The organism is Photobacterium sanguinicancri, from assembly GCF_002265265.1.
GTDB lineage: Bacteria > Pseudomonadota > Gammaproteobacteria > Enterobacterales > Vibrionaceae > Photobacterium > Photobacterium sanguinicancri.
In genome coordinates this window covers 1-10862 of sequence record NZ_NOIF01000171.1, presented here as the reverse complement: position 1 = coordinate 10862, position 10862 = coordinate 1, and the positions used below count along the sequence as shown (strand labels likewise).

Genomic DNA, 10862 nt, shown 5'->3' with positions numbered 1-10862 from the left:
TCCTTGAATTAACTATGAGGCGTTAACATGAAGAAGAATAATAAAAATATTATTGTAGAGAAGACTGCAAATTTATTGGAAAATAATTTCTATACGAAAGAAGGCGTATATGAAACGCCAATGCTTTACTCCCCTGCGTTATCAAACCTTTGCAGTGGTAATGTATATTTAAAATGCGAAAACTTACAAACAACAGGTAGTTTCAAAATCAGAGGTGCATCAAGCGCCCTACTCAACTTACCTCAAGAACTAAAAAATACTGGTGTATTAACAGCGAGCTCAGGTAACCATGGCGCTGGTACTGCTGCGGCAGCAAAAGCCTTAGGGATCCCTGTTACCATTTATGTTCCCGCGAAGATCAGTAGTAAAAAAGAGAAAAAAATAAGCAAACTTGGCGCAACCCTTATTAAGGTTGACGGCAGCGCTGATTATGCCGAAACCGTCGCATTGGCAGATGCTAAAGAAACGGGCGCAACCTACATTAGCCCTTATAACCATGAAGATATCATTGCTGGACAGGGCACGATTGGCTTAGAAATTTTAGCGCAAACGCCAAGTGTAGACGCTGTTATCGCCAGTGTTGGCGGTGGTGGTCTCATCAGTGGTATTGGTTCTAACATCAAAGCGCATAAACCTGAAACTCAGATTATCGGCGCCTTTCCTGAAAATGCCCCAGTAATGAAAGTCTGCATGGAAGCACAGGAAATCATTGAAGTTCCTGAATCCGATACCTTATCTGATGGTACTGCGGGCGGAATCGAAGAAGGCAGTATCACGCTAGCACTCTGTATGGACGTTATTGATAGCACAGAAACTGTCACTGAATACGAAATAGCGGAAGCGATGAAGCTGATTAAAGAAAATCACGCCATGATCATTGAAGGCGCAGCAGGCGTAGCTGTCGCGACACTCATTAAAAATAAAGAAGCCTATAAAAATAAGAATGTATGTGTCGTACTTTGTGGCAGCAACGTGACCGACGAAACCTTTAACTCAGCAATGGCGATGGTGAAATAAATGGAAATCATCAATAAACAAGCAATCGAAGCAAACTTACCTGATATGTCTACACTAATGGCAATCATCAAACAGTGCTATATCGATTACAGTGACAAAAAATATGTTGTCCCCGCTGTTGGCCATATGCCATTACCAAATGGCGAGCTGCACATCAAATATGGCATTAGTGACGTTCAAAAGTATGCAGCGATAAAAATAGCATCAGGTAGCTATACCAACCATGAAATAGGCTTACCTAACTCATACGGTTGCATCATGGTTATTAACGCGAATACGGGCTTTCCTGAGTACATGCTACAAGATGAAGGCATACTCACCGACCACAGAACAGCAGCCGCTGGCGCCCTTATGGCTCAAACCATGATCGGTGATAATTCAGCGCGTACATTCGGCATTGTGGGGTGCGGTATTCAAGGGTATTTTCAAAGCGTTTACACCTGCCACGCTCTTGGAATTAATCAAGTGTTAGCCTATGACATCAAGCCAGAGAATATCCAGTCACTCACAGAGCAATTAGCCAAACATGACATTGAGCTGGTCCTTTGTAAGTCGATAAAAGCCTTGTGTGAATCTTGCGATGTGATAACAACCGTCACACCCTCCACTAGCGGCTATATCATATATGACTGGTTAAAACCGAATGCACATATTAACGCCTTTGGCTGTGATACCGAAGGTAAGCAAGAGCTTACTGAAAACGTGCTTCAGAATGCGAGCCTTATTTTGGCTGATAGCCTTGCGCAATGCTCACACCATGGTGAATTGCAGTACCTGTACAATGATAGAAGTCAGCAGCACATCAAACGTAAAAGTACAGAGTTTGGCTCCTTCTTGAAGGACCAAGCACGCTTTAGCACTTCAGGATTGACCATCGCTGATTTTACGGGGATCGCCCCGCAAGACATTGCCATCGCAAATGCCGTCATCAAACAATAAACGTTTATATCTATTTAGCCATGAAACAAGCCCAGCAACAACCTGCTGGGCTTCGCTTTTTGATACAACGAATGGCACTTCATTATTTTTTCTTGTATTTATTCAATAACTCGAAAGGAATGTGACAATAATCATTGGGGAAACGTGTCAGCCTATCTTGATGCTCATCATCGCTTTTAACGTAATTAACCAGCGGTAACACTTCAACCACCACTTTATCGCTGTCTTCTCGCGCTGCAATATACGCCTTTACTTGCTCAAGATGTGAAGGGTTAACACTGTACACGCCAGTTCGGTACTTTTCGCCAACATCATCGCCCTGCTTATTTAAGCTATAAGGGTCAATAATTTCAAAGAAGTACGCCATTAACTGCGCAATCGTCACCTGCAGAGGATCAAACTGAGTACGCACACATTCCGCATAACCATCGTAGTCACTTTGCGTGGTATTCGTTGTGCCATTCGCACGCCCGCTCTCTGTTGTAATCACACCGGGTAGGTGCTTCATAAATTCTTGCACGCCCCACAAACAGCCGCCCGCAAAATATATTTCTTCCATCAGATACAATCCAATTAATAAACAAAAAACAGGTGATCGCTAGCTACGTAGGTCGCCTGACTTTTCTAGCAACTCAGGAAAGCGTTCAAACAAGTAATCTAAAAACAGTCTAATCCGTTTAGGTTGAAACTGCTTACTGATATACACCACATTCAAATCAGCACTAGAGACCATAGTTGAAGTATTGAAGTTCTTCATGTAACCATTAAGTACCGTCACAAGACGCTGGCTATTAATGTCAGCTTGAACATCCAGTACAGATTTAAGCGCAATTCCCGCCCCTTCTAATGCCCACTGACGAATAATCTCACCATCATCGGAAAAACGTTTTGGCGACACAGTGATCGATACTTTTTTTTCTTGTTCTTGAAAGTGCCAGGTTTTCAGCTCTTCATTGCTTCGTAGCATCACCAAACAATCATGACTAGCTAAATCTTCAGGCTTCAAGGGGGTACCGTGCTTAGCAAGGTATTCAGGTGAGGCACACAAAACCCGTCGGCTAGGCGATAATCGGCGTGAGATCAGGCTACTATCAACCAGTTCACCATAGCGAATCACAATGTCCCGACCAGATTCCGCAATATTTGAAATACGATCATCAAGGTATAAATAAGGCACGACATCTGGATACTGCGCAACAAACTCATTCAAAATTGGCATGATGTATTGCTTGCCGATATCTTTAGGAGCAGAAACTCGGAGCGCACCTTTAACTTCCTTCATACCATTCTGGATAAGGTTCTCTACCTCGCTAACATTATCCAAAATGTCGAGACAGGCCTTGTAATAAAGTTCACCCGCATCGGTTAAACCAACATGTCTCGTACTTCGGTTAAGTAACTTAACACCATACCTCTCTTCTAATGCTTGAAGCCTCGCTGTCATGGTCGCAGGAGAAAGTCCAAGGTCTCGCCCAGCCGCAGCCAACCCCTGACGCTTAACAATACTCACGAACATGGTCATATCCGAGAATTTATCCACTCACACCTCGATTATTCAGTTATTCAAAATAATGAATTCGAATTCTACCCAATTATCAAAATAAATCGAACAAATATAATAGCCAACATCAAAGGAAAACATTTAAACCAGAACAACCAAATCAGAATAACGAAAGAGAGGCGGGTTATGAGTCAGGATAAAACAAGCTATGTCATTTTAGGTGGCACATCCGGTATCGGCGCAGCGGTAGCAACACAATTTGATAATGGCGAAAACATCATCCATGTTGCAAGCCGCCAAACAGGCCTTGATATCAGTGATGAGAAATCTGTGCACGCTTACTTCGAATCCATTGGTGCTTTTGATCATCTCATCATTACAGCAGGCTCTGCGGCACCAGCAGGTAAAGTGGTAGACGTAAAAATTCCAGACGCTAAAGCCGCTTTTGATATTAAGTTCTGGGGATCAATTAACGCCGCTAAACATGCTAGCCGTTATATCAAACCGAATGGCACGATTACGTTAACCACAGGAATGCTATCACGTAAAGTGGTTGCAAATACCTATACAAAAACAGCCATTAACGCCGCGCTAGAAGCCGTTACAAAAGTATTGGCTAAAGAACTTTCCCCTATTCGCGTTAATGCAGTTAGCCCCGGTTTAACAATGACAACCGCCTATCAAGGTCTGGATGAACAAAGCCGTGAGTCCATGTATGAAAACGCACGCAATAACCTTCCTGCTGGCCGTGTTGGCACTGCCGAAGATGTCGCTCATGCCTATGTTATGGCTATCACTAACCCCTATATGACAGGCTCTATTATCGATGTTGATGGCGGCGCATTAATTAACTGATTTAAATCTCAACTTACTTAATAGCAGAACAAATATAACCACTCAGCCCTTCGCTAGAGCTATAAACAGGAATTCACATGAAACTCTATATTTATGAACATTGCCCATTCAGTGCACGTGTACGCTTTGTTGCTGGCATGCTGAATTTACCGCTTGATGTAGTAACCATTGCTTACGATGATGACAAAACAACCACTGACATCGTGGGTAGCAAACAAGTCCCAGTACTTGTAAAAGATGATGGCACGGCAATCGCTGAAAGCTTAGATATTATTGATCACTTTCTATCTATTGCAGACTCAATTCAAACCAATATTCCATCTGAGGCAATTCTAGAATGGCAACGTCGCGCCTTCTTACCATTACAAAAGATTGGTTACCCACGATGGTCTTCGATGGATCTCGCTGAATTCACAACCGCATCATCTCAACGTGCATGGCGCAGTAAAAAAGAAACCGAAGCACTTAACTTTGATGCGCTGTTAACAGAGACCCCCACTATTGCAAAAGAAGTGGAAACGTTGATCCGTGAAGCCGGCATTTTACTGAAACTTGATTCCACAATCCCTATCGCTATCGTCGATGAAGCCATCCTGTTCTCTATTCTTCGTGGCTTCTTTAGTGCAGCTGAAATTGATTGGGAGCCATCTGTAAAAGAATGGATGGAACTTGTCAGTAAAGAAGCGAATGTTCGATTACTAAAATAAGATGAAGACCATGAAAAAATTATTTGAAAAAGCACAACTTAAAAGCCTAGATTTACAAAACCGTGTTGTTATGGCACCCATGACACGAGCGCGCACTAGCCAACCCGGTAATATTCCCAATGATATGATGGCGACCTACTACCAACAACGTGCCACGGCGGGTTTAATCATCTCTGAAGCCACTCAGATTTCTGACGACTCACAAGGTTACTCATTCACCCCAGGTGTTTACACGGACGAGCAAGTCAAAGGCTGGCAACCTGTCACGAAAGCAGCGCACGAGCAAGGGGCAGCCATGTTCTGTCAGCTATGGCATGTAGGCCGCGTTTCTCACCCCACGTTCCAAAAAGGTGAGCTGCCAATGGGTCCTTCAGCCTTAGCGCCAATCGAAACCAAAGTTTGGATTTCTGATGACCAAGGTAATGGCAACATGGTTGACTGTATTCAACCTCGTGAAATGGATCAAAGTGATATCGATCGTGTCATTAAAGACTTTGCCTATTCAGCAAAACGAGCCATTGAAGCAGGCTTTGATGGTGTGGAAATTCACGGCGGTAACGGTTATCTCATTGACCAATTCCTCCGCACCAATTCCAACAAACGAACCGACAACTACGGCGGCACACGTGAAAATCGTATTCGTTTCTTAATTGAAGTGGTAGATGCCGTTATTGATGCAATTGGCGCAGATAAAGTAGGCGTTCGCTTAGCGCCCTTCATTACATTCAAAGACATGAACTGCCCTGATATTGTGCCAACAATTCTTGAAGCGTCTCGTCAATTACAAGCGCGAGATATTGCTTACATGCACCTATCTGAAGCTGATTGGGACGATGCACCCGTTATTCCTGAGAGTTTCCGCATTGAACTACGCGAAATTTTCACCAACGCCATCATTGTGGCAGGTAGTTACACCCAAGAACGCGCCGATGAGGTTCTTAGCAAAGGTTATGCGGATTTAGTGGCCTTCGGGCGCCCATTTGTCTCTAACCCAGACTTGGTGTCTCGTTTAGAACACGGTTATGAGCTAGCCGATTTAGACGGTGCAACCTTGTTTGGTGGTGATGAACGCGGCTATACCGATTACCCAACAATGCAAATTGCAGAAACCGTAGACTAATTTAGCCTTTTAAAACAAAGTTCTTAAAACAAAATCACAGCAGATAGAAACCACCGGCAAGTCACACTTTTTAATTGTGTGAATTGAATAAGCCTGCTGAAATTGCAGGCTTTATTCATTGAATAGACGTATGAAATATCAACTTTTCATACTCCACCTTTATCTTCAACTTGCTTCAGTCGAAGAAAATTAATAACCTCACCACTGCTGTTTTTTATTGTCGCGTGGAAGTTATGCCATCTGCTGTAAGTTACCGACTAGGCACTGATTCTAAAGTCATTTTTATACCAGAACAAAACCGTCTAATTATTGATGAAGAAGGTCACAGTGAAGATCGTCATCTCGAACCGCTTCAAGCGCGGATGCTCAGTTTCTTCATTCAACATCAAGGCAAAGTACAAAGTGCCAGAACAATAGCGGAAGCTGTCTGGGATCGTAGCCAAGTATCTGACAACTTAGTTCGCCAAGTGATTAGCCAGCTTAGAAGTCAGCTAAACGATCAAGAACGTCCATATGCAATAATTAAAACCATTCCCAAACAAGGCTATTTGTTCGACATAGAAGTGATTGAACAAGAAATTCCAAGCCGACTTTCCTCTGACAATTTGTCAGATAATTCACCAAAAAAAACGCCTGAAAAATTACTCACGGATCCTGCTGTTACAACCAGCCAGGCATGCCCGTCGAAAGTCAAAACAAACACAGTAAAAACCGCGTTGCCAATGAATCGGTTAATGATTTTTTCCATCATTATTGCTGTATTACTGACAATCTCAACGGGTATCAGTTATTTTTCTCAATCGAATAATGAAGCGATAGGTCTAACGACAAGCGAAAATAAAAAAGTGATCCCCATTATATTTCACGACATTGAATTAGACCAAAATAGAGACCTTACCATCGCACGTAATGTTTATAACTACCTATTCTTTGGTCTTAACTCATCAAACAATATTGTAGGTTATCACTACTCTCAGCTTACTCCTGCTGCAAGAAAGCAACTTACACCAGACGCTATTTCACTCAAGGGCTGGATTAAAGAAACTAAAAGTGGGTATCACCTCAAGCTTCTTATCGATATACCTTCACACTCAGGTGAAATTAAAAAACTTGATGTCACTTTTACTAAAGATAATTTCTTTTCAGCAATTGGCGATCTTGTTCTTTCACTTAAAACGACCATATCACCTGCTACGCCTGATTATAGTTTTGCGAACCATAGAGTCACCTCAGTTCAAAACTATAATGATTGGCAGGCTATCTCAAAAGGTATTTCTCTTTTTTATCAAGGTAAAGGGGCTGAAAGTTTCAAAGGGTTATCATCTGAACTTGAGATGATTAAAAGACAAGGCAGAGATAATTACTTACTTGAGGCTTTGTTTTCTTACATATCATCGATGAATTCTTTAAATACCAGCAGCAGTGAAGATAAACGGTTGGCACTTAGTTACGCTAAAGAAGCTTTTGAAAAGAATCCACGCTGTAATATTGCCAATATAAGCTTAGGGCTCGCACTGATTGTGAACAATCAAAGTGAACAAGCATACCCTTATCTCTTCTATGCTGCTGAAAACTCACCAAGCCCACTTAGCTATTACTTACTGAGCATTGCTGATCAACAAGCAAACAACCCTAAAGGTGCAGAGTACAATTACCAACGCTTTAACCGTCTGAGTAAGGGACAAAAGAGTCAACTTGCTGAACTTAAAGCATCTTTACAAAAATCAAACCTTTTCCCTACAGCAAAACAAGTTGATTAACTCGCTTATCTCAGCACCGTGAATCCCTTATGACACGGTGCTTTCACCTCTATCGCACATCAAGCATGCGTTTTTCTGCTGTTTGATTTTTGTGTGTTTATTTCTAAGTTTGTCTTGCATCAGTTCAGAAAAAACACGTTCATTCCATACTCTTCACATCAATAAATCATATTAACAACCAATAGATGTGAACATTATGAAAGACACTCAAAAATCAACCTTTATCAAATCACTTGCATTCAATGTTATCCCAGTACAAATATTCTTATTTGTCTTTTGGTTTAAGAATGGCTTCATAGATAAAGTCTGTGGTGTGCTCCTCGGGTTTATTTCGCCAGAAACCGCTTATCAAGGCGATACCTGGGTAGGTTGGAAAACATATATTGTCGGTACTTGGGATAAAAGCGCAGTTGGACACTTATTTATTAGCCCAACATTTGATTTCATGTTCCCTATTTTAATCATCCTACAATGTATGCCATTCCTGCTTATTCTCCGCTCTGTTTTTGCAGGTGAATTTATGCAAGGTAAAGATCGCGTGTGGCTACTAAGAGCGGGTATTGCCTCATTATTGGTAACATCATTCATGGCATTTACACAAACGATTACAGGTGCGAGTGATGGTCAATACCTATGGCAATTCCTAGGTTTTGGAATGGTTGCTCTTATGTATATCCGTAATGAAAATGGAAAATAATAATTACTATCACCTTTAATTAAATATCCCTTCTACGTTATGGGCACGTTATACGACTGTGTATTACGTGCCTATTTTCACCATGGAAAGAACAATTCAATAGCACTAATGTGCGATAGAGCTTACAACGATAATTTATCTGTATGTTGGCATTTATCGCTCGCCATAAAACGCCAGCAACGTATTACGACAATTGTTAATTAACCACCATACACACCCAAGCCAATTCATACCCAAAATGCCGAGCGTTGATGGTCGTTTTGATGGCTTTGACGCCCGAAGGCTCATATGTGTTAGTTGCCCTGCCACACATCGAGTGCTAACATTTGTACACACGCAAATTTAGGCGCTACTTATGGACACCAGAATTCAATTTCGTGTTGATGACGAAATCAAACGCTTGGCTCAACAAATGGCAGAGAGCCAAGGTCGCACACTCAGTGATGCCTGTCGAGAACTTACAGAGCAAATGGCTGAACAACAAAGAAAAGCATTATCGCACGACTCTTGGTTAACAGAACAAGTTAACCTTGCATTCGATAAGTATGATTCAGGAAAAGCTTCATTTCTTGATAACGATTCAGCAAAAGCCCGAATGGCTGAACGTAAAGCAAAAATTCGTAATCGAGGTCAACAATGATTTTATGGGAAGAAGAATCCCTTAATGATCGTGAAAAGATCTTTGAGTTTTTGTATGACTTCAACCCTAGAGCAGCAGAAAAAACTGACGAAATCATAGAGACAAAAGTAGAAAACTTATTAGAGCAACCACTAATGGGTGTTCAGCGCGACGAAATTCGCGGAAGATTACTCATTATTCCTGAAATCTCAATGATCGTGTCCTACTGGACTGAAGGTTCAACCATTCGTATCATGCGCGTTCTTCACCAAAAGCAAAAATTCCCAACCGACTGATTTTTTCAGTTGGCGACTAATATCCCAACCAATATATTTTCATCTCGATGTATCGTCAGGCTCTACACCAAACGCATGTAAATTGAAGAAACATTCCGTGTTTTAAAAAACAGCACTCATGACCCTAAACGATTCGACATTTTACTGCTCATTAGTCTGCTCGCTTTTATGGTCTATTGGTGGTTTGGAATAATTGCAGAACATAACGGTTGGCACCGTCACTTTCAGGCAAATTCAGTTAAAGACCGGCGCGTTTTATCATTTGTTAGGCTAGGAAAAGAGGTCTTCCGACGGCTGGAATATCACATCAATGAACCAGCAATACGCTGGGCGCAATCCCCCCTAATTCTAATGGCAAGGAACAATTATCGTGCGTAAATTATGTGGGGATCCGCCAGTCGCGCAGGTTAATGGCTGAGTTCGCCATCACGACCTTGGCGAACTCATCAGTTTTAAGTAACCACTTTTTCACACAACGAGAAAAAGCCCGTATAGGGGGAAGCTAACTGGCTTGTTGTCGTTAGTAAAAAATACCGTTATTACTGAACTGCTTCGGTGCGACTGTTTCTACCCGAGACTGTCACACTACGCGTTTTAATCGTTTCAGCATGGTTAACATCAACTGGCGCATAATATGGCAGCCACGTGCTACCACCATCAAGCGAATATTGATTTCTCAAACCAGGGAAACGTGTATTTATCTTCAACTTACCAGCATCAACAACTGCACCAGGCAGAGGGATTCGGTAATTCACACCATGCAGAGGTGGCAACTGCTCATAAATATCAACAGGTTGAATATATTCCAGTTTACTTAAAGTGTACTGGCCTAAGGTATTAGAGAAGGTATCCCAAGCCTGATCCATTGGCGTTTTACCACTTTGATCGATTGGCAATTCTGCTGGCATATTGGTTACCCAAGCACGCTCCGCAACACCCAATAATTTAGGGAAAACCAAATACTCCATAATCTCTGGGGATTTCGAATTTTCAGAGAATAGCTGACCTTGCAAGCCAACTACATTACGTTTACCTTCTTCCGTCAATGACACCCAGTTTGGATTCCATTCAACAGGATTACCCAATTTATCTATTTTCCCATTGGCGTAAATATTAAATGGTCGGTATTCAAACGCTTTTTTTGTGTCGGTATAACCTGCCCAATGATAGCCAACTTCGTCTGGGTGTTTATTGTAGGCTAAATCAAAGTACAAGTTGGTCGCATGCGATAGCACCACATCATAGCCTTTGTTAGCAAAGACATAGGCTTGATGTGTAGTGGCATAGTGAATTTGGTCACTTAGTTAGAGGTGATATTATCACCTCATAAGTTAACAGGTGACATTATGAC

General features: G+C 41.9%; 12 protein-coding genes and 1 pseudogene. 10 read left to right on the top strand and 3 right to left on the bottom strand.

Annotated features, from left to right (window positions below; all coding sequences use genetic code 11):
* Positions 1 to 27 precede the first annotated feature (27 nt).
* Together ASV53_RS19515 and ASV53_RS19510 are read left to right on the top strand one after the other, a co-directional pair.
* Entirely contained in the window at positions 28 to 1017 is a 990-nt protein-coding gene (locus tag ASV53_RS19515; RefSeq protein ID WP_094958321.1) for a threonine/serine dehydratase, read from the top strand.
* Entirely contained in the window at positions 1018 to 1956 is a 939-nt protein-coding gene (locus tag ASV53_RS19510) for an ornithine cyclodeaminase family protein (RefSeq protein ID WP_094958320.1), read from the top strand. It begins immediately after the preceding gene.
* Positions 1957 to 2038: 82 nt separating this feature from the next.
* Here the strand turns inward: ASV53_RS19510 and ASV53_RS19505 are convergent, their stop codons facing one another.
* Positions 2039 to 2515 carry a peptide-methionine (S)-S-oxide reductase gene (locus tag ASV53_RS19505; RefSeq protein WP_189337920.1) on the bottom strand — a complete coding sequence of 159 codons (477 nt, stop codon included), beginning with the start codon at positions 2513 to 2515 and terminating at the stop codon, positions 2039 to 2041.
* A gap of 39 nt (positions 2516 to 2554) precedes the next feature.
* A complete protein-coding gene (locus ASV53_RS19500; RefSeq protein ID WP_094958319.1) occupies positions 2555 to 3496 on the bottom strand; it encodes a LysR family transcriptional regulator in 942 nt (313 codons plus the stop codon).
* Positions 3497 to 3643: 147 nt separating this feature from the next.
* Between ASV53_RS19500 and ASV53_RS19495 the strand changes: the two genes are divergently transcribed.
* The 8 genes and pseudogenes from ASV53_RS19495 to ASV53_RS19460 form a co-directional block, all read left to right on the top strand.
* Positions 3644 to 4312 carry an SDR family oxidoreductase gene (locus tag ASV53_RS19495; protein WP_094958318.1) on the top strand — a complete coding sequence of 223 codons (669 nt, stop codon included), beginning with the start codon at positions 3644 to 3646 and terminating at the stop codon, positions 4310 to 4312.
* A gap of 77 nt (positions 4313 to 4389) precedes the next feature.
* Positions 4390 to 5019, top strand: a complete 630-nt coding sequence (locus tag ASV53_RS19490) for a GrxB family glutaredoxin (protein ID WP_094958317.1) — start codon at positions 4390 to 4392, stop codon at positions 5017 to 5019.
* Positions 5020 to 5029: 10 nt separating this feature from the next.
* Positions 5030 to 6139 (top strand): alkene reductase, encoded by a 1110-nt coding sequence (locus ASV53_RS19485; RefSeq protein ID WP_094958322.1) that lies wholly within the window; start codon positions 5030 to 5032, stop codon positions 6137 to 6139.
* A gap of 233 nt (positions 6140 to 6372) precedes the next feature.
* A complete protein-coding gene (locus tag ASV53_RS19480; RefSeq protein ID WP_094958316.1) occupies positions 6373 to 7899 on the top strand; it encodes a transcriptional regulator in 1527 nt (508 codons plus the stop codon).
* Positions 7900 to 8095: 196 nt separating this feature from the next.
* Positions 8096 to 8596, top strand: coding sequence for a hypothetical protein (locus ASV53_RS19475; RefSeq protein WP_094958315.1), 501 nt, complete (start codon positions 8096 to 8098; stop codon positions 8594 to 8596).
* A 355-nt stretch (positions 8597 to 8951) separates the two neighbouring features.
* Positions 8952 to 9236 carry a type II toxin-antitoxin system RelB/DinJ family antitoxin gene (locus tag ASV53_RS19470; protein ID WP_094958314.1) on the top strand — a complete coding sequence of 95 codons (285 nt, stop codon included), beginning with the start codon at positions 8952 to 8954 and terminating at the stop codon, positions 9234 to 9236.
* Positions 9233 to 9511, top strand: coding sequence for a type II toxin-antitoxin system RelE/ParE family toxin (locus ASV53_RS19465; RefSeq protein WP_094958313.1), 279 nt, complete (start codon positions 9233 to 9235; stop codon positions 9509 to 9511). The genes ASV53_RS19470 and ASV53_RS19465 overlap by 4 nt, the downstream gene beginning before the upstream one ends.
* A gap of 9 nt (positions 9512 to 9520) precedes the next feature.
* Positions 9521 to 9889: pseudogene (locus ASV53_RS19460) on the top strand (IS4 family transposase); the annotation flags it as partial.
* A 161-nt stretch (positions 9890 to 10050) separates the two neighbouring features.
* Here ASV53_RS19460 and ASV53_RS19455 read toward each other — a convergent pair.
* A complete protein-coding gene (locus ASV53_RS19455) occupies positions 10051 to 10803 on the bottom strand; it encodes a chitobiase/beta-hexosaminidase C-terminal domain-containing protein (protein WP_275657115.1) in 753 nt (250 codons plus the stop codon).
* Positions 10804 to 10862 lie beyond the last annotated feature (59 nt).

Coding starts and splice junctions, on each gene's coding strand:
- ASV53_RS19515 (WP_094958321.1), top strand. CDS start 28: ATGAAGAAGAATAATAAAAATATTATTGTAGAGAAGACTGCAAATTTA.
- ASV53_RS19510 (WP_094958320.1), top strand. CDS start 1,018: ATGGAAATCATCAATAAACAAGCAATCGAAGCAAACTTACCTGATATG.
- ASV53_RS19505 (WP_189337920.1), bottom strand. CDS start 2,515: ATGGAAGAAATATATTTTGCGGGCGGCTGTTTGTGGGGCGTGCAAGAA.
- ASV53_RS19495 (WP_094958318.1), top strand. CDS start 3,644: ATGAGTCAGGATAAAACAAGCTATGTCATTTTAGGTGGCACATCCGGT.
- ASV53_RS19490 (WP_094958317.1), top strand. CDS start 4,390: ATGAAACTCTATATTTATGAACATTGCCCATTCAGTGCACGTGTACGC.
- ASV53_RS19485 (WP_094958322.1), top strand. CDS start 5,030: ATGAAAAAATTATTTGAAAAAGCACAACTTAAAAGCCTAGATTTACAA.
- ASV53_RS19480 (WP_094958316.1), top strand. CDS start 6,373: ATGCCATCTGCTGTAAGTTACCGACTAGGCACTGATTCTAAAGTCATT.
- ASV53_RS19475 (WP_094958315.1), top strand. CDS start 8,096: ATGAAAGACACTCAAAAATCAACCTTTATCAAATCACTTGCATTCAAT.
- ASV53_RS19470 (WP_094958314.1), top strand. CDS start 8,952: ATGGACACCAGAATTCAATTTCGTGTTGATGACGAAATCAAACGCTTG.
- ASV53_RS19465 (WP_094958313.1), top strand. CDS start 9,233: ATGATTTTATGGGAAGAAGAATCCCTTAATGATCGTGAAAAGATCTTT.